General features: G+C 70.0%; 20 protein-coding genes. 10 read left to right on the top strand and 10 right to left on the bottom strand.

Annotation, left to right across the window (positions count from 1 at the left end):
- Window positions 1-4: 4 nt before the first annotated feature.
- On the bottom strand, window positions 5-898 hold the full coding sequence (locus ABG085_RS14125) for a carbohydrate ABC transporter permease (protein WP_347976356.1): 894 nt from the start codon (window positions 896-898) through the stop codon (window positions 5-7).
- Window positions 895-1,830 (bottom strand): sugar ABC transporter permease, encoded by a 936-nt coding sequence (locus ABG085_RS14120; protein WP_347976355.1) that lies wholly within the window; start codon window positions 1,828-1,830, stop codon window positions 895-897. Before ABG085_RS14120 ends, ABG085_RS14125 begins: the two co-directional genes overlap by 4 nt.
- 173 nt (window positions 1,831-2,003) lie before the next feature.
- Here ABG085_RS14120 and ABG085_RS14115 point away from each other — a divergent pair, with 173 nt between their 5' ends.
- Entirely contained in the window at window positions 2,004-2,777 is a 774-nt protein-coding gene (locus tag ABG085_RS14115) for an IclR family transcriptional regulator (protein ID WP_347976354.1), read from the top strand.
- 45 nt (window positions 2,778-2,822) lie between these two features.
- The gene (locus ABG085_RS14110; RefSeq protein WP_347976353.1) at window positions 2,823-3,527 is read left to right on the top strand and encodes a CoA pyrophosphatase; all 705 of its coding nucleotides are present in this window, start codon (window positions 2,823-2,825) and stop codon (window positions 3,525-3,527) included.
- 6 nt (window positions 3,528-3,533) lie between these two features.
- On the opposite strand, the gene ABG085_RS14105 is transcribed toward ABG085_RS14110, so the two are convergent.
- Window positions 3,534-4,109 carry a DUF2510 domain-containing protein gene (locus ABG085_RS14105; protein WP_347976352.1) on the bottom strand — a complete coding sequence of 192 codons (576 nt, stop codon included), beginning with the start codon at window positions 4,107-4,109 and terminating at the stop codon, window positions 3,534-3,536.
- 73 nt (window positions 4,110-4,182) lie between these two features.
- Between ABG085_RS14105 and ABG085_RS14100 the strand changes: the two genes are divergently transcribed.
- Complete coding sequence (locus tag ABG085_RS14100; protein ID WP_347976351.1) at window positions 4,183-4,584, top strand: PPOX class F420-dependent oxidoreductase; 402 nt, start codon at window positions 4,183-4,185, stop codon at window positions 4,582-4,584.
- Window positions 4,585-4,617: 33 nt separating this feature from the next.
- Here the strand turns inward: ABG085_RS14100 and ABG085_RS14095 are convergent, their stop codons facing one another.
- Entirely contained in the window at window positions 4,618-5,601 is a 984-nt protein-coding gene (locus ABG085_RS14095; protein WP_347976350.1) for an LLM class F420-dependent oxidoreductase, read from the bottom strand.
- 305 nt (window positions 5,602-5,906) lie between these two features.
- Between ABG085_RS14095 and erm the strand changes: the two genes are divergently transcribed.
- The 5 genes from erm to ABG085_RS14070 all read left to right on the top strand — a co-directional run bounded on the left by erm (window position 5,907) and on the right by ABG085_RS14070 (window position 10,184).
- Entirely contained in the window at window positions 5,907-6,671 is a 765-nt protein-coding gene (erm, locus tag ABG085_RS14090) for a 23S ribosomal RNA methyltransferase Erm (protein ID WP_347976349.1), read from the top strand.
- A gap of 122 nt (window positions 6,672-6,793) precedes the next feature.
- On the top strand, window positions 6,794-7,372 hold the full coding sequence (locus ABG085_RS14085) for a dihydrofolate reductase family protein (protein WP_347976348.1): 579 nt from the start codon (window positions 6,794-6,796) through the stop codon (window positions 7,370-7,372).
- Window positions 7,373-7,418: 46 nt separating this feature from the next.
- Window positions 7,419-8,405, top strand: a complete 987-nt coding sequence (locus ABG085_RS14080) for an alpha/beta hydrolase (protein WP_347976347.1) — start codon at window positions 7,419-7,421, stop codon at window positions 8,403-8,405.
- Window positions 8,406-8,491: 86 nt separating this feature from the next.
- A complete protein-coding gene (locus tag ABG085_RS14075; protein ID WP_347976346.1) occupies window positions 8,492-9,580 on the top strand; it encodes a crosslink repair DNA glycosylase YcaQ family protein in 1,089 nt (362 codons plus the stop codon).
- Between the two features lie 94 nt (window positions 9,581-9,674).
- Window positions 9,675-10,184 carry a GNAT family N-acetyltransferase gene (locus tag ABG085_RS14070; RefSeq protein ID WP_347976345.1) on the top strand — a complete coding sequence of 170 codons (510 nt, stop codon included), beginning with the start codon at window positions 9,675-9,677 and terminating at the stop codon, window positions 10,182-10,184.
- 18 nt (window positions 10,185-10,202) lie between these two features.
- Here the strand turns inward: ABG085_RS14070 and ABG085_RS14065 are convergent, their stop codons facing one another.
- The 3 genes from ABG085_RS14065 to ABG085_RS14055 all read right to left on the bottom strand — a co-directional run bounded on the left by ABG085_RS14065 (window position 10,203) and on the right by ABG085_RS14055 (window position 11,998).
- Window positions 10,203-10,538 (bottom strand): cupin domain-containing protein, encoded by a 336-nt coding sequence (locus ABG085_RS14065; protein ID WP_347976344.1) that lies wholly within the window; start codon window positions 10,536-10,538, stop codon window positions 10,203-10,205.
- Between the two features lie 74 nt (window positions 10,539-10,612).
- Window positions 10,613-10,936, bottom strand: coding sequence for an ATP-dependent DNA ligase (locus ABG085_RS14060; protein ID WP_347976343.1), 324 nt, complete (start codon window positions 10,934-10,936; stop codon window positions 10,613-10,615).
- Window positions 10,937-11,071: 135 nt separating this feature from the next.
- Window positions 11,072-11,998, bottom strand: coding sequence for an AraC family transcriptional regulator (locus ABG085_RS14055; protein ID WP_347979206.1), 927 nt, complete (start codon window positions 11,996-11,998; stop codon window positions 11,072-11,074).
- A 192-nt stretch (window positions 11,999-12,190) separates the two neighbouring features.
- Here ABG085_RS14055 and ABG085_RS14050 point away from each other — a divergent pair, with 192 nt between their 5' ends.
- Entirely contained in the window at window positions 12,191-13,885 is a 1,695-nt protein-coding gene (locus ABG085_RS14050; RefSeq protein ID WP_347976342.1) for a Na+/H+ antiporter, read from the top strand.
- Between the two features lie 42 nt (window positions 13,886-13,927).
- Here the strand turns inward: ABG085_RS14050 and ABG085_RS14045 are convergent, their stop codons facing one another.
- The 3 genes from ABG085_RS14045 to ABG085_RS14035 form a co-directional block, all read right to left on the bottom strand.
- Complete coding sequence (locus tag ABG085_RS14045) at window positions 13,928-14,542, bottom strand: helix-turn-helix domain-containing protein (RefSeq protein WP_347976341.1); 615 nt, start codon at window positions 14,540-14,542, stop codon at window positions 13,928-13,930.
- Window positions 14,543-14,626: 84 nt separating this feature from the next.
- Entirely contained in the window at window positions 14,627-14,983 is a 357-nt protein-coding gene (locus ABG085_RS14040; RefSeq protein WP_347976340.1) for an SPW repeat protein, read from the bottom strand.
- 121 nt (window positions 14,984-15,104) lie between these two features.
- Window positions 15,105-16,136: an LLM class flavin-dependent oxidoreductase gene (locus ABG085_RS14035; protein WP_347976339.1), complete on the bottom strand. Its 1,032-nt coding sequence runs from the start codon at window positions 16,134-16,136 to the stop codon at window positions 15,105-15,107.
- Window positions 16,137-16,279: 143 nt separating this feature from the next.
- Here ABG085_RS14035 and ABG085_RS14030 point away from each other — a divergent pair, with 143 nt between their 5' ends.
- Window positions 16,280-16,585, top strand: coding sequence for a monooxygenase (locus tag ABG085_RS14030; protein WP_347976338.1), 306 nt, complete (start codon window positions 16,280-16,282; stop codon window positions 16,583-16,585).
- Window position 16,586 lies beyond the last annotated feature (1 nt).

Here is a 16,586-nt window from a genome sequence, read left to right as displayed (position 1 = left end):
GGGTTCAGCCCTTGACCGCACCGGCGGTGATCCCGCCGACGAGGAAGCGCTGGAGGAGGATGAAGGCGATGCAGACGGGCACCGAGACCACGAGCGAGGCCGCCATGAGCGCGGGCCACGACGTGCTCGCCTCCGAGATGAAGGTGTTGACGAGGCCTGGGGGAAGGGTCTGCCGGTCGGGGCCGGCAAGGGTGAGCGCGAAGATGAAGTCGTTCCACCCGCGCACGAAGGCGAACAGCCCTGCCGCGACCAGTCCAGGAGCGGCGAGCGGAAGGACGATCGAGTGGAAGATGCGCCACGGGCCTGCGCCGTCGATGCGCGCCGCTTCGATCAGGTCGTCGGGGAGCGCATCGAAGAAGCCCTTCAGCATCCAGACGCACAGCGGGAGCGTGAAGGTGGTGAACGAGAGGATGAGTGCGAGGTAGGTGTTCAGCAGGCCGAACTGTGCGAAGACGAGGTAGAGCGTCACGAGCAGCAGCGCCTGAGGGAACATCTGGCTCGACAGCACGAAGTACATGAGCGACTTGCGGCCCGCGAAGCGGTACTTCGAGAACGCATAGCCCATGTACATCGACACGATCACCGAGAGCACGGCGGTGATCACCGACACGATCACGCTGTTGCGGAAGTAGACGAAGATCGCCTCGTTTCCGAACACCGTCGCGTAGTGGGAGAACGTCACCTCTTTGGGGAACAGCGTCGGCGGGAACGCGAACACCTGATCGCTGGGCGTGAGCGAGGTGGCGAGGAGCCAGTACACGGGCGCGAATCCGAAGAGCGAGATCACGGCCAGAGTGATCCAGGTTCCCCAACGGACGCGGCGGCGCCGACGCCGGGCGCCGGGAGGCGGCGCCTCCTCGGCGAGGACCGTGATGGGTGTGGCGGTGATGGTGGTCATCCGCGGGCTCCCTTCTCGCCGCGCTCGGAGAGCCAGACGTAGACGACGACGAGGATGGTGAGCAGCGCCATCCAGAGGATGCCCAGCGCACCCGCGTGACCCAGGTCGTATCCCTTGAAGGCGGTGTCGTACACCTCGGTCGCGAAGGTGTTCGTCGTACCCGCCGGTCCGCCGCCGGTGAGGACGAAGATCGTGTCGAAGTGCTGGAAGTTCCAGATGAACTCGAGCAGCACCACCAAGCCGGCGACGCCGCGGATGTGCGGCCAGGTGACGGTGAAGAACCGTCGCACCGTGCCGGCGCCGTCCATCGCCGCCGCTTCGTGGAGCTCGGCCGGGACCGTCTGCAGCGCGGCGAGGAGCATCACCATGATCCAGGGAAAGGTGTTCCACGTCTTGGCGACGATCAGCGCGACGCGCGCGGTGTCCGTCTGGAACAGCCAGGCGATCGGGCTGTCGATGACCCCGATGCTCAGGAGGATGCCGTTGAGCACGCCGTAGTTCGCGTCGAAGATCCACATCCAGAGGAAGGACACGACGACGCCGGGGATCAGCCAGGGGATGAGGAACGCGCCGCGGAGGAACCGCTGACCGCGGAAGGTCTGGTTGAGCACCAGTGCCAGCGCGAGTCCGATGACGAACGGCGCCACGGTGGCCCCGACGGTGAAGATGAGGGTCTGCGTGAGCAGCGGGCCGAACTCGGTGGTGAGGACGCCGATGATGTTCTGGAGCCCCACGAACGTCATGCCGGGGTACAGCAGGTTCTCGTCGAAGAAGGCGGAGATCAGCGATCGGATGAGCGGGTACAGCACGATCGCGCACAGCAGCACGATCCCGGGAAGCAGCAGGAAGGCCAGGAAGGTGCGCTCGCTGAGCGGGGTGCCTCGCGTGCGCCGAGCGGCAGCGTCGGGAGCTGCCACGCGGGAAGTGGTCATCGTCGTCCTTCGCAGAGTCGGACCGGAGCGTCATCTCTGAGCCGCCGGCTCGGCGCCATCCTTCGACGCCGCCTTCAGAGTGCACGAGCCGCGCACTATTCGCAACTGCTGTGCACTATGTGCATGGATGTGGTTTACTGAGCCTCACGGGCCGACGACGAACCGGAGGACACATGGCTGTTGACAAGGGCGCGAACCAGAGCGTGGAGAAGGCGATCTCCGTGCTCGAGTCCTTCGCGAGCGGTGAGCCGATGCGCGTGGGCGACGTCGCCCGGGCGGCCGGAATCGGTCAGTCGACCGCGTCCCGCCTGCTCGCCACCCTCGAGGCCGGCGGCCTGGTCGAGCGCGATGCACAGACGACGCTCTACTTCCTGGGCTCGGAGCTGCTGACGCTGGCAGGCATCGCGATCAACCAGAATCGCGTGCATCGGGTCGGTCGTCAGATCGCCCAGGGGCTTGCCGGCAAGCTCGGTCTCGGCGTCAATCTCGCGCTGCTGCGCGGCGCCGAGCTCATCTATCTCTGCAACTTCGAGGGTCCGCTCTCACCCAAATCGCACACCCTGATGGGGCAGCGGGTGCCGTTGCACGCCACCAGCATCGGGAAGTCGACCCTCGTCGGCACATCGCGCGATTCCCGTCACGCCCTGCTCCCCGAGCTCGTCGGCTACACCGAGGCGACCATCACCACTCACGAGACTCTGGACAGGGAGGTCGCCCTGATCGCCCGCCGCGGATACGCGACCGAGGTCGAGGAGTTCGTGCTCGGCCGGGCGTCGGTGGCGGCGCCGATCCTCGACCAATCCGGACGGATCGTCGCGGCGGTCTCCATCTCGGGGCCGCGATCGACCATCGATCTCGAGACCCGTGAGGCGGAGCTCGGCCGGATCGTCATCGAGACCGCGGACCGCATCAGCTCCGGCCTCGGGTACCAGGGTCCCGCCGGCTGAGTTCCGGGCGATCCGGGTGTCGTCGACCGGGCGTACCCTGAACCAATGCGCGCCGAACCGACCACCCGGAGCGCGCGGGCGCAACTCGCCGCCCTCGCCGATCCCACAGGCGACCGCAGACCGTTGATCGACCTGCCGCCGCAGCCGAGTGCCCGCCCGGCCGCCGTGCTCATGCTCTTCGGCGTCCTCGACGCGTTTCCCAGCGGTCACGACGCCGAGGCGCAGGCGGTGTCGCGCGATCTCGACGTGCTGCTCCTGTCGCGTGCGACGACGCTGCGGGCGCATCCCGGGCAGGTCGCCTTCCCCGGTGGGCGTCTCGACCCGGGCGACGACGGGCCGGTCGCGGCAGCGCTCCGTGAAGCCCGCGAAGAGACCGGCCTCGACCCTGCCGGCGTCGACGTGCTCGGCGAGCTCACCGACATCTCCCTCGCGTTCTCGCGGCACCTCGTGACGCCGGTGCTGGGCTGGTGGCGGCATCCGTCTCCCGTCCGCGTCGTCGACGAGGCCGAATCCGCCGCCGTGTTCCGGGCCCCCGTCGCCGACCTGCTGGACCCGGCCAACCGCGGCGTGACGGTGATCCGCCGCGACGGGCAGGAATGGCGCGGCCCGGGATTCCTCGTGCGGCATGCGACGGGGGAGCACCTCGTCTGGGGCTTCACCGGAATGGTGCTCGACGGGCTGTTCGACCGCCTCGGGTGGAGCGAGCCGTGGGATGACACCCGCGAGCTGCCCCTCGTGCTGCCGGGATGACGGGAGTCAGCGGTACCGGTAGTGCTGCGCGCTCGTGTTGACCCAGGCGATGAAGCGCCGGGCCTCCGTCTCGTGCGCGGTGGCGTAGGGCGCGACCCACACGTGCGCGCCCGCGATCACCACGTGCGGCGCCATGCGGCTGATCGCGCGGTTGATGGTGCGCGGCGTGATGGGTCCGTTCGCGCCGAACATCCGCCGCTCGACGGCCGCTCGCGTGAAGGCAGGACGCCGCAGCAGCGCATCGCCGGAGTCGATGGATGCCTCGACCTCGGCGACCGGCTGGCTCAGGTCGCCGAAGTGGATCCATCGCCCATCGATGACGATGCCGGCGAAGTCCTGCTCCTGACCGCTGTAGCGCACATCGGCCGTCCAGCGGCGTCCATCCCACCACCGCGTGCGTCCGCGCTGGTCGTCGTACCAGCCGGGCAGCGCCGGTCCGGCCGCGGCGGGTCCGGCATCCGTCCGCAATTCGATGTCGGGCGCGCGCAGATCGATGTATTCCTCGGTCCAATGCGTGCCGTCCCACCAGCGCTGCTTGCCCGAGCCGTCGTCGTACCACCCGGGTGCGGGTTGCGTCGCCATGAACCGAGAGTAGTTCGTGACACGGAACCTCGGCGAGCGGCCTCGAGTGGCCGGGGCACGCCAGACTGGACGCATGCCTTCCGTCGACGACATCCTCCCCGCTGACCGACGCCACCTCCTCGAACTCCCGGTGTATGCGCACCTCGGAACCATCCGGCCGGACGACACCGTGCAGGTGAACCCCATGTGGTTCGAGTTCGACGGCGAGCACGTCCGGTTCACCCACACGAACTACCGGCAGAAGTACCGCAACCTCCAGCACAACCCGTCGATGTCGCTGTCGATGGTCGACCCCGAGCACCCCTTCCACTACCTGGAGGTGGCCGGCCGGCTGGTCGAGGTCGTCCCCGACCCGGAGGGCGCTTTCTACGTGCGACTCCAGAACCGCTACGGCAACTCGAGCCAGACGCCGCCGCGCGACAAGGCGGACCGTGTGATCCTCGTCATGTCGATCGAGCGCGCGACGAAGCAGTAGCGACGATTCAGCAGCGACGACAGCGGCTGTGGGTCAGCCGAGCGCGCGCATCCGCTCAAGGAGCGGCTCGGCGACCTCCGCCAGGAATCGCTCCTGCTGCTCGTCCCCGATCTGCACGATGGCGATGTCGGTGAAGCCGGCGTCGAGGAACGGCCGCACGCTCTCGGCGAGCTCGTCGAGGTCGGGGCCGCAGGCGATGGACCCGGCGACGTCCTCCGGCCGGACGAACTGGCTCGCCGCAGCGAAGCTCGCCGGCGTGGGCAGCTCGGCGTTCACCGGCCACCCGCCGCCGAACCACCGGAACTGGTCGTGCGCGCGCTGCACCGCGGCATCCTTGTCGGGATCCCACGACACCGGCACCTGGCCGATCTTGCGCGACACGCCCTCGGCGCCCTCGGCGCCACGCGCTTCGTCCCACTGCTCGACGAGCTCGACCTGCGGCTCCACGGCGATCAGGTGATCGGCGAGCGGGGCGAAGGCCTCGATCCCCTCCTCGCCCGAGACGGCGACGCCGATCTCGACGGGGGAGTCGGGCACGTCCCAGATCCGGGCCGAATCCACCCGGAAGTGCTCGCCGACGTACGTGATGAGGTCGCCCGTGTGCAGCTCGCGGATGATCTCGATCGCCTCGACGAGCATCTCCTGGCGCGTGTCGACGCTCGGCCAGCCCTGCCCGACGACGTGCTCGTTGAGGCTCTCGCCCGACCCGACGCCCAGGATGAACCGGCCTTCGCTCAGCAGCTGCAGCGTCGCCGCCTTCTGGGCGACGACGGCGGGGTGGTAGCGCATGGTGGGGCAGGTCACGTAGGTCATGAGCTCCACTCGGGATGTCGCGTGCGCGACCGCTCCGAGGACCGTCCAGGCGTGCGGGGAATGGCCTTGGCTGACCAGCCACGGCGAGTAGTGGTCGCTCGACACCTCGAAGTCGAAGCCGGCGTCCTCCGCTGCCTGTGCGTAGCGGACCAGCTCTCGAGGACCGCTCTGCTCGCCCATCAGCGTGTATCCGAATCGTGTCATGCGCGCGACGATACGCACGGCCGAGAACGAGCGCCGGGGGATTGCGACTGCCCGGTCACGAGTGCTATCCGGATGTGCCGGATACGATGGAGCGCATGGGAACGATCTGCAGCGCGCCGATGACGGCGTGCGTCTTCTACATTCGCGACCGCCGCGCCTGACGGCGCGCTCGCTGGTTCTCGCGTAACGCGCGCCGTCGTCCGGGATGTCCTCGCACCCCGGCCGCGCGTCCTCCCTGGCCGTCCATGGCCTCCTCGATCGACGCCTGCGTCGGGGTGCTCCCCCTACTTCTTGGAGCACCTCCCATGCGAAACCGTTCCGTACACGGTGGCCGGCACGAACTCGGCCAGAACTTCCTCACCCACCGCCCGACGATCCACAGCATCGTCGAACTCGTCGCCGACACCCGCGGGCCGATCCTCGAGATCGGCGCCGGTGACGGTGCGCTCACCGTTCCCCTCGCCGGCCTCGGTCGCGATCTCGAAGCGATCGACATCGACGAGCAGCGCGTTGAGCGGCTGCGCCGACGGCTGCCCCACGCGCGGATCGCCCACGCCGACGCGCTCCGGCATCCGCTCGACCGGCCGGTGCTGGTCGGCAACGTGCCGTACCACCTGACGACGCCGATCCTGCGCCGCCTGCTCACCCGAGACCGGTGGCGGCACGCCGTGCTCCTCACCCAGTGGGAGGTCGCCCGCAAGCGCGCGGGAGTCGGCGGGGGCACCATGATGAGCGCCCAGGCAGCACCGTGGTTCGAGTTCGCGGTGCACGGCCGCGTGCCCGCTCGGCACTTCCGCCCCATGCCGAGCGTCGACGGCGGCATCCTCGGCATCACCCGGCGCGGCTCGCCGCTCATCGATCCGCGCGACCGCGCGGCATACGACCGATTCGTGCGCGAGGTCTTCACCGGGCGCGGCGGCGACCTCGCCGCGATCGTGCAGCGTTCCTCGGGGCTCGGCCGGCCTCGTGTGCGGCGGGCGCTCGCGGATCTGGGTGTCGGTGCCGGCGCCCTGCCGCGCGACCTGCGCCCGGCTCAGTGGGCCGGGCTGTGGGAGGCCGTGCGGTCATGACGCGGTGGCGGCGGGGTGCGTGCGGAAACGGGGATGCCGTTGCCCTGTGAGGCCTGTCGGACCGTCGGTGCGTGCCGCTAGCGTGGGCGGCGTCACGCGCCGTCGATCGCTGGAGGTCCCGCATGTCACCTGTCGTCGCCACGATGTCGATCTCACTCGATGGGATCGGCGCCGGTGTGAACCAGACCGAGGAGCGCCCGTTCGGCGAGGTGCCCGAGAACGCGCTGCACCGGTGGATGTTCGAGACTCCCGACGAGAACCGTGCCGAGATGGAGGCGATCGTCGCGGCCGGCGCGTTCATCATGGGGCGCAACATGTTCGGCCCCGTCCGCGGTGAGTGGGACCGCGACTGGCGCGGCTGGTGGGGGCCGAACCCGCCGTACCACCGCCCCGTCTTCGTGCTGACCCACTACCCGCGCGCGTCGATCGAGATGGACGGCGGGACGACGTTCCACTTCGTCACCGACGGCATCCACGCGGCGCTCGATCGGGCGCGCGATGCTGCGGGCGAGCTGCCCATCCACGTCGCGGGCGGCCCGTCGACGACCAACGCCTATCTCGCGGCAGGGTTGATCGACGAGCTGGCGCTGCAGATCTCGCCGAGCGTCGTCGGTGGCGGACTGCGGCTGCTGGAGGGCGTCGGACCCCTCGAGCTGGAGCAGATCTCGGGACGATCGACATCGCTCGTGACCCATGTGTGATATCGCGTCGTGCGCGGATGACTCCATAACCGGATAGCATCGTCCGGTGTCGACGAAGACCCCACCCGAACCCTTCCACCCCGACCTCGCCGCCGTGCGATGGCTGCCGCTCTTCAGCGCCGGACCCCGCACCCTGTGGATGTTCCGGATGACTCCACCCGGCATTCAGCCGCAACCCGACGTCGACGTCTCGACGGTGCCCTTCCGCACGCCTGCAGGCGAACGACCCTACCGGGTCTTCCGGCCGCGGCAGGAGCCCGGCTCGGCGGCGGCAGCACCGGTGCCGGCGCTGTTCTGGATCCACGGCGGCGGGCTCGTCCTCGGCACACCGCAGCAGGACGACGGCACCAACCTCGCCCTCGCGCGCGAGCTCGGAATCGCCGTGTTCTCGGCGTCGTACCGCCTGGCACCCGAGCATCCGGCGCCTGCGGCACTCGACGACCTCGTCGAGGGGTTCCGCGAGGTCGTCGCCCGTGCTGCCGAATTCGGTGTCGACCCGACCCGTATCGCCGTCGGCGGCGCGAGTGCCGGAGGGGGCCTCGCTGCGGGACTCGCGCAGCGGCTGCATGACGAGGGAGGCCCCCAGCCCGTGTTCCAGCTGCTGGCCTATCCGATGCTCGACGACCGCACGGCGCTGCGCGACGACATCGATACGCGTCACCTCCGGATGTGGTCGCCCGCGAGCAATCGGTTCGCGTGGTCGGCCTATCTCGGCGCGGACGCCGATCCGCCGGACGGTGCCGCGGATGCCGGCATCCGCTCGTCCGTCGTTCCGGCGCGGCGCGAAGACCTGCACGGGCTGCCGCCGGCGTGGATCGGGGTGGGCACGCTCGACCTCTTCCACGACGAGGACGTCGCGTACGCGGATCGGCTGGTCGCAGCCGGCGTGCCGTGCGAGCTCTCCGTCGTGCCGGGGGCGTTCCACGGCTTCGACGCGGTGTTCCGCAAGGCCGGGGTGTCGCGGGCCTTCCATGCCGAGTGGGCGCGCGTGCTGCGCGGCGCACTCCAGCTCGAGCCGGAGACCACCGGCTGACGTCGCCGGTCAGGCGCCCGCTCGACTCCACTGCATCTCCCCGTCGGTCGATGCGTCAGGAACCCGGGCCGGGCTACGGTCGAGGGATGACCCCGCATCGGCTCCCCCGCGATCAGGCGCGCCGCATCGTGGTGCGCGCGCAGCTGCTCGACGCCGAGCGACCGGGCGACGTCGTCGAGGTCGCCGAGCAGCTCGGGTACATCAAGATCGACCCCACCGCGACGATCGCGCCGTGCGAGCACACCGTGCTCTGGTCGCGCATCGGCTGGTCGTACGAGCCCGGTCAGCTGCGCAAGGTCGTCGAGGACGACCGTCTGCTGTTCGAGTTCGACGGCACCTTCCGCCCGATGAGCGTGCTCCCGCTGATGCTGCCGGGCATGCGGCACTGGCCGCAGCGCGAGAGCAGCCGGCAGTGGCTCGAGGCGAACGCGGGGTTCCGCGCCGACGTCCTCGCCCGCCTGCGCGCCGAGGGACCCCTGCTCGCGAGCGACATCCCCGACACCGCGCAGGTGAGCCGGGCACCCGACGGCTGGTCGGGGACGAATCAGGTGCCGCACATGCTGGACTTCCTGCTGCGCCAGGGCGAGGTGGCCATCGTCGGGCGCGAGGGTCGTCGCCGCCGGTGGGATCTCGCCGAGCGCGTCTACCCGCGGAGCGTGCCCGCGTACGACGACGAGGAGGCCGCACGGCTGCTCGCGGAGCGCCGCCTGCAGTCGGCCGGGCTGGCCAAGCCGCACCGGTACTGGAGCGGCGTCGCGAAAGACACCGGGGAGCCTGCCGTCGTCGAAGGCAGCACGACGGCGTACCGCGTCGATCCCGAGGCGCTCGCTGCGCTCGACGACGACGATGCGGGCGGACGAGTGGCGTTCCTCAATCCCTACGACAGCCTGCTGTTCGATCGCCGACGCCTCGAGGAGCTGTTCGAGTTCACGTACGTGCTCGAGCAGTTCAAGCCGAAGGCCCAGCGCCGCTACGGCTTCTTCGCCCATCCGATCCTGATGGGCGACCGTTTCGTCGGGATGCTCGACGCCGAGGTCGACCGCGATCGCGAGGTGCTCCAGGTGAACGCGGTGCACGAGTTCCTCCCCTTCGAGCCGGAGGAGTCCGACATGGTGCGCGCCGAGATCGCCGAGCTGGCCGAATGGCTCGGCGTATCCGTGACCGGACTGCCGTGAACGGACGAATGCCGCCGCCCGGCGTCGTGCTGCGGGCCCGGCGCGGTGGGGGACGAGGCGTGGCGACGGCTGCCTTCTCGGTACGCTCGAAGGCGTGACTCCTCGTACTCTCGCCGATGGCGCCGTCCTTCGTGAGGCCCGCCCGGGCGACGAGCCGGGGATCCTGGCGTGCATTCGTGCGCTGGCGGTGTACGAGCGCGAGCCGGACGCCGTCGAGAACACGGTGGAGGCGCTCGAAGACGCGCTGTTCGGCGACGAGCCGCGGGTCTTCGCGCACGTCGTGGAGCGGGACGGCGAAATCGTGGGCATCGCGATCTGGTTCGTCACCTACTCCACGTGGACGGGGCGGCACGGCCTGTGGCTCGAGGACCTCTTCGTCGACCCGAGCCGGCGCGCCTTCGGCTACGGCAAGGCGCTGCTCGCGTCGCTGGCGGGCGTGTGCGTCGAGCGCGGGTACTCGCGCTTCGAGTGGACGGTGCTCGACTGGAACGAGCCCGCGCTCGGCTTCTACCGCTCGATCGCCGCGGAGCCGATGGGTGACTGGACGACGCAGCGCGTCACCGGAGAGGCGCTCGCCGCACTCGCGGCGACGCTCGACGCCTGATCGGCCGGCGTCGATCGGTCACGGCACGCGGTTCGACACGGTCAGCAGGACGACCGAGTCCTCGAGCGCGGCGAGACTGTGACGCTGCGGCGGCACGGTGAGGTGATCGCCGGATGCCCCTTCCCACGCATCGTCGCCCGTGATCAGTCGCACTCGGCCCTGCAGCACCTGCAGCGTGGCCTCGTGCGGGCTGTCGTGCTCGGAGAGTTCGTGCCCGGCGAGCAGCGCGATCACGGTCTCCCGGAGGGCGTTCTCGTGGCCGCCGCGGATCGTCCGCGCCGCGCGGCCGCTGGATGCCACCCGTGCCTTCGCCATGAGGTCGTCGATCAGGTCGGCCAGATCCGTGCTGTGCATCCGCATGCCTCCATCGCCTCGGATGGCCGGAGTCTACCGGTGCGGGTCGTCCCGATGACAGGGAGCCGGCATGGTCAGGCGAGCATCTCGGCTCCGCCGTCGTCGGGCGGCTCGGCGACGACCTGCAGCCCGAGCGGCGAGTTGGCCGTGCGCATCAGCGCCTCGAGCCAGGTCCGGTTGATCTTCGCCGACCGTCCGCCGTAGTACGTGAAGACCAGGCTCGCAGCCGCGTGCACCCAGACGGTCGTCCGTCCGCCACCCGTGCTGGGGTCACCGTGCCACGTGAAATAGAACGGCTCGTTCCGGCGGAGCTTCGTGCCGATGGCGACCTGGAGGTGCGAGAGCACGCGATCGTCGAACTCCGTGCGGACGCCGCCCTCGTAGATGAACTTGCCCACGTGCCTCCCTCGGCGAGCCGCGTGCCCGCTCGAAGAGACTCTGCGACAGCGCGCTCGACGCCGGCTCACCGCGGACCGCCCTGCGAAAGCGGGGCACGGAAAACGAAAACCCGACGCAGCCGAAGTGGAGGGTCTTCAGCCGCCGTGGAGGGTCTGCCGCGGCGACTTGCCGTACGCGTCGCGATAATGCTTGGCGAAGCGCGAGGCGCTCGCGAAACCCCAGCGCCGTGCGACCTCCGAGACGCTCGCGGCCTGCTGCAGTTCGGCATGCGCCCCGGCCAGTCGTTCGCGTCTGAGGTACTCCGTGGGCGTCTGATCGAGGGCGCGGCGGAAGGCGTACTGGAGCCCGCGCGAGGAGATCCCGGATGCCGCGGCGACGTCGTCGATCGTGATCGGCTCATGCGCGTGCTGCTCCATGTAGGCGATCGCCCGCCGGACGCTCCGCGGGGCGGCGCGCCGCTGCGAGGAGCGTTCGATGGCGGCGCCGAAGGCGGGGGAGAACGCCGCGAGGGTGGCGTGCAGCGCGTGGCGCCGGAGCTCCGCCTCGATCATGGGAGTAGTGAGTCCCGGCACGAAGAACGACCCGGCGACGTGCTGGAACACACGCTCCCAGTGCCCGGCGAGATCCCGGGCGATCGGGGCGGAGCTCGTCGTCGCAGCGCGCAGCGTGAAGCGGTCGTCGCCGGCCAGACGGCGTGCCTCCTCCTCGGCCACGGCGCGGTCGAACACGAACGCGCGCACGTCGGCGCGGGTGTGCCAGCGTGCGCTCGTCGGCCCGTCCAGCGCGAGCCACGGCAGCCCGGCGTTCAGATCGCCGCGGGGCGTTCCGACCCAGCCGCCGCGGGAGGCCACACGACAGGCCATCAGCTGACTGTCCGGTTCGATGGCGGACTGCACCGAAGCGTTCAGCCGGTACTTGACGACCGAGAAGCCCGGTGTCGCGGCGGACGTCCACGAGAACGCGAACGTGCGGGGATCCACTCGCTGGAGGGTGGCCGACGGCACGAACTGGCGCCACGTCGACTCGACGTCGCCGACGTCCCGCGACGCGAGCGTCAACACTTCGCCCAACTGCCCCTCCCGGCATCCCGGGCACATGCCGCCGTGTCCGGTGCCGACACTCTAACCCGAGCGGGTGCGACGTCCAGAACCAGCCGCACGCGCACGGCATCCGATGTGACACCCGGCCGCGGCATCCGGGAATCCGGTCGCTCCCGGTGCGGTTGGATGATCATTGCACCGAAGGGAGCCCGCATGAATGGACTCGAGGTCACCGTCCTGCTCGGAATCACCGTCCTCACCGGTGCGATCCTGGCCCCGAAGCTCCGAGTGGCCGTCCCGCTGCTGCTCGTCGTGGCGGGGCTCGCGCTGGGATTCATCCCCGAGGTGCGCGAGATCGAGCTGCCGCCCGAGACGGTGCTGCTGCTGTTCCTTCCCGTGCTGCTCTTCTGGGAGAGCATGACGACGTCGCTGCGTTCCATCCGGCGCGACTTCCGCGGCATCTTCCTCATGAGCACGGCGCTCGTCGTCGCCAGCGCCTTCGCCGTCGCCGGCGTCGCCTACGCCCTCGGACTGCCCTGGAACGCCGCGCTCATCCTCGGCGCCGCCGTCGCCCCGACAGACGCCACGGCGGTCGCTGCACTCGGGCGCATGCTTCCGCGGCGCAACTTCATGAACCTCAAGGCCGAGAGTCTCACCAACGACGGCACCGCGCTGGTCATCTACGGTGTCGCCGTCGGGGTCGCCGCCGGAGGCCAGTACACCCCGCTCGACGTCACAGGCCTGGTGGTGCTGTCATACGTGGGCGGCGCGGCAGCCGGTGTCGTCGTCGCGGGTGTGGCGTATCTCGTCATGCGGCGCATCAGGAACACGCTGAACCTCAACATCGCCCTGCTGCTCGTGCCGTTCACCGCGTTCCTGCTGGCCGAGCTCGTCCACGCATCCGGTGTGCTCGCGGTCGTCGTGGCCGGACTCATCGTCGCGTACATCACGCCGCGGATCAGCACGGCGGCGTCGCGCCGCCAGGCCGCGTGGACTTGGCCCCTCGGCTCCTTCCTCCTCAACGGCTCCCTGTTCGTGCTCATCGGCTTCGAGGTGCAGGCCGTCGCCCATGAGATCCCCGGACGCGAGATCGGCTGGCTGGTGGTGGTCACCCTGGCGTCGTGGCTGGTGCTCCTCATCGCGAGGTTCGTCTTCCAGACCACGTCGGTCATGATCATCCGCCTGCTGGATCGCCGGCCATCCCAGCGACTGCGACGCACCACCTACCGTGCGCGGATCGTCAGCGCGGTGGCCGGCTTCCGGGGCGCGGTGTCGTTGGCGATCGCGCTCTCGGTGCCGCTCACGACGACAGCCGGAGACCCGATGCCGGGGCGCGACGAGATCATCTTCGTCACGGCGGGAATCATCCTGCTGACCCTCCTCGTGCAGGGACCCGTCCTGCCTGCTGTCGTGCGATGGGCGCGGCTTCCCGACGACACGGCGATGCAGCAGGAGCTCGAGCTCGCCGAGCGCGCGATCACAGGCGCCGCCCTGACCGCGATGAAGGAGCTCGCCCAGGACCATGGCGTGAGCGAGGAGACCCGCGACCGTCTCACCCGCGACTACTACGAGTACCTCGAGCGCAACAACGAGCGGGTGCAGGCGCGGGAGCAGGCGCAGGTCGACCGCACGATCTCCCGACTCGACACGATGATCGAGGGGACCGAAGCTGAGGCCGAGGCAGCCGCGACGGCCACTGCCGTGCTCGAACCGCCCGCCCCGCTGCCGTCCCCGCGCGAGAGAGACGAGGAGTACTCGCGACTGCGCATCGCGCTCCTGGACCGCAAGCGCGAGGTGCTGTATCGGCTGCGCCGCGAGGGTGCCGTGGACGATGCCGTGGTGACGCAGATCCAGACCAGGCTCGACGTGGAGGAGCTGCGCATCACCGGCGTCGAGGCGCTCGACTGATCCCGCGGCCGACGGCGGTCGCCCGCCGTGTGAAGGCGGAGTTCAGGCCGCGGGCTCACGCAGGCCGGCCGAGATGAGATCGGCGAGTGCGGGCAGGTCGGCGGCATCGGCCGGGCCGGCGAGCTCGTCGCCCGCCGCCGCCGACCCGGACTCCTCATCGCCGGAGTGGGCAGGAAGTGTCGGGGTCGTGATGATCGCGACCCAGGCTTCCGCCGCGATTCGCACGCGTCGCGCGGCGATCGGATGCAGGATGCTCGCGCCGAGCACGCGCTCCACGATCGTCTGCAGCTGACTGCGGTAGTCGCGCAGTCTCGCACGTACCTCGGGGTGCGTCCGGTGCTCTCTCCACACGATGACGCGGCGCACCGCCGACTCGCCCTGCAGTTCGCGGAGCCTTCCCGTGACGTTGAGCAGCGACTGCGCGGGATCGCCCTCCGCGATCAGCGCGGAGGTGTCGATGGGATCGAGGTCGAGCCGTTCGCGCATCAGTGCGCGCAGCAGATCGGTCTTGCTGGGGAAGTAGTAGAAGAGCAGCCCTTTGGGCACGCCGGCCAGGTCGGCGATCGCCCCTGTCGGGGTCGCGTCGAAGCCGCGCTCGGCGAAGAGGTGCTCGGCCGCATCGAGGATGAGGATCCGGCTCTCCCTGCTTCGCGTCATCTCGGGTCCTCAGGGAAGGCGCGGGGGTCGCCGGCGGTCTCCGGCGCCCCCGTCTCGACGGCGCACGTCAGTGGGGAGGGCACCTCAGTGCGGGAGGGAACGGTCGTGCGTCTGCATGGCCGGTCGGATGGCGAGGGCCGCGACGATCACCACGACCCCCCCGCCGACCCAGCAGATCCAGGCGGCTGCGGAATCCATGCCGGCGTAACCACCCAGCCACGGAGCGACGAACAGCACCGCACCGAGCGCGAGCTGCACGTACTCCATCGCGACCATTCCCGGCATCGCGAGGTTCATGACGCCGGCGGCGATCAGCAGAATGCCGACGATCAGCATCCATGGCATGGAGGCGCCCATCGGCGGCATGAGCAGGGCCGCCACTGCGGCGACGAGGCCCACGACCACGGCGACCCAGTCCTCCCAACGAGTCCACTTGTTCATCGGAATCTCCTCCTTCGGAGACGGTGATGGCTCCCGATCGGGGGTCGATTCCACGCTATTCCTGACTGACCGACCGGTCAAGATCACTCCCGAACGATCCGCTGCGCCCCGTACGGCGGCGTCAGACGCGGGTCGGCTGCCAGCCGAGCGCGGGGGCGACGTACTTCGCGAACGACTCGACCATCCGCAGGTTGAACTCCACGCCGAGCTGGCTGGGGATCGTGAGCATGAGCGTGTCGGCCGAGGCGATGGCGGCGTCGTTCTGGAGCTGCTCGACCAGCTCGTCGGGTTCGCCGGCATAGGTCTTGCCGAAGGTCGAGCGGAGGCCGTCGATGACGCCGATCTGGTCGCCGTCCTGGCGTCCGCCGAAGTACATGCGCTCCTCGGCGGTGGTGATCGGGAAGATCGAGCGGCTCACCGAGACGCGCGGCTCGCCGGCGTGGCCCGCCTCCCGCCACGCGGCGCGGAATCCGTCGATCTGCTCCGCCTGCAGGATGTCGAAGGGCCGGCCGTCCGCCGAGGTGAGCAGCGTCGACGACATCAGGTTCACGCCCGTGCGGCCCGCCCACTCGGCGGACTCGCGGTTGCCGGCGCCCCACCACACGCGGGACCGCAGTCCGGGGGAGTGCGGCTCGATGCGCTGCAAACCCGTGCCCCCGCCGCCGAACGGCGACGAAGCGTCGCGTTCGGCGAGGCCTTCACCGTCGATGGCGCGCAGGAACAGGTCGAAGTGCTCGCGGGCGATGTCCGCGCCGCGTGGGTCGTCCGACCCGGTGTACCCGAACGCCTCGTAGCCGCGCACGACGGTCTCGGGTGATCCGCGGCTCACGCCGAGTGCGAGCCGGCCGTCGGAGATGAGGTCGACGGCGGCGGCTTCCTCCGCGAGGTACAGCGGATTCTCGTAGCGCATGTCGATCACCCCGGTGCCGACCTCGATGCGCTGCGTCCGTGCCGCGATGGCGGCGAGCAGCGGCATCGGCGACGCCTGCTGTCGTGCGAAGTGGTGGACGCGGAAGTAGGCACCGTTCACGCCGAGCTCGTCCATGCCCTGGGCGAGGTCGATCGCCTGCTGCATCGAGTCGGCGGCAGTGAGCTGCCGCCCGCCGCCCAGCGGGCCGTAGTGTCCGAACGAGAGGGTTCCGAAGCGCTGCATGTCGACTGCAACGGTACGCGCGCAGCATCCATTCCGGTGAATGCAGTGGTCCCGTGCCCGCGTCATGCGGCGTCACGCGGGAAGAGTTGTCGGCGCCTCGTGGTTGCCTGGACCTCGGAAGCGCACCGACGGAAGGACGAAACATGGCACATCTCCTGGTGTTCGAATTCCCCTCGGCGGGGCCGTTCGGCGCTGAGGCGGTCACCGCATTCGGCGAGCTGGCCCGCGACATCGCGGGCGAGAAGGGCCTCGTGTTCAAGGTCTGGACCGAGGATGCCGAGACCGGCATCGCCGGCGGCGCCTACCTCTTCGAGACCAAAGAAGATGCCGATCGCTACCTCGCCTTCCACAGCGAGCGGCTGCGGGGCTACGGCGTGACGGACATAGAGGTGAGGAGCTACGGCGTCAACGACGGTCTGTCGGCGCTCACCGGCATTCCGCCGCGCTGAG

Origin of the sequence: Microbacterium sp. ProA8 (assembly GCF_039905635.1) — a bacterium.
Taxonomy (GTDB): domain Bacteria; phylum Actinomycetota; class Actinomycetes; order Actinomycetales; family Microbacteriaceae; genus Microbacterium; species Microbacterium chionoecetis.
This window is presented reverse-complemented; position numbering and strand designations above follow the sequence as displayed.

Bases quoted from the DNA above. Each gene is read 5' to 3' on its own strand.
- ABG085_RS14110 (WP_347976353.1), top strand. From the start codon at position 2,823: ATGCGCGCCGAACCGACCACCCGGAGCGCGCGGGCGCAACTCGCCGCC.
- ABG085_RS14115 (WP_347976354.1), top strand. From the start codon at position 2,004: ATGGCTGTTGACAAGGGCGCGAACCAGAGCGTGGAGAAGGCGATCTCC.
- ABG085_RS14105 (WP_347976352.1), bottom strand. From the start codon at position 4,109: ATGGCGACGCAACCCGCACCCGGGTGGTACGACGACGGCTCGGGCAAG.
- ABG085_RS14030 (WP_347976338.1), top strand. From the start codon at position 16,280: ATGGCACATCTCCTGGTGTTCGAATTCCCCTCGGCGGGGCCGTTCGGC.
- ABG085_RS14095 (WP_347976350.1), bottom strand. From the start codon at position 5,601: ATGACACGATTCGGATACACGCTGATGGGCGAGCAGAGCGGTCCTCGA.
- erm (WP_347976349.1), top strand. From the start codon at position 5,907: ATGCGAAACCGTTCCGTACACGGTGGCCGGCACGAACTCGGCCAGAAC.
- ABG085_RS14085 (WP_347976348.1), top strand. From the start codon at position 6,794: ATGTCACCTGTCGTCGCCACGATGTCGATCTCACTCGATGGGATCGGC.
- ABG085_RS14125 (WP_347976356.1), bottom strand. From the start codon at position 898: ATGACCACCATCACCGCCACACCCATCACGGTCCTCGCCGAGGAGGCG.
- ABG085_RS14100 (WP_347976351.1), top strand. From the start codon at position 4,183: ATGCCTTCCGTCGACGACATCCTCCCCGCTGACCGACGCCACCTCCTC.
- ABG085_RS14040 (WP_347976340.1), bottom strand. From the start codon at position 14,983: ATGAACAAGTGGACTCGTTGGGAGGACTGGGTCGCCGTGGTCGTGGGC.
- ABG085_RS14065 (WP_347976344.1), bottom strand. From the start codon at position 10,538: ATGCACAGCACGGATCTGGCCGACCTGATCGACGACCTCATGGCGAAG.
- ABG085_RS14075 (WP_347976346.1), top strand. From the start codon at position 8,492: ATGACCCCGCATCGGCTCCCCCGCGATCAGGCGCGCCGCATCGTGGTG.
- ABG085_RS14045 (WP_347976341.1), bottom strand. From the start codon at position 14,542: ATGACGCGAAGCAGGGAGAGCCGGATCCTCATCCTCGATGCGGCCGAG.
- ABG085_RS14035 (WP_347976339.1), bottom strand. From the start codon at position 16,136: ATGCAGCGCTTCGGAACCCTCTCGTTCGGACACTACGGCCCGCTGGGC.
- ABG085_RS14120 (WP_347976355.1), bottom strand. From the start codon at position 1,830: ATGACCACTTCCCGCGTGGCAGCTCCCGACGCTGCCGCTCGGCGCACG.
- ABG085_RS14050 (WP_347976342.1), top strand. From the start codon at position 12,191: ATGAATGGACTCGAGGTCACCGTCCTGCTCGGAATCACCGTCCTCACC.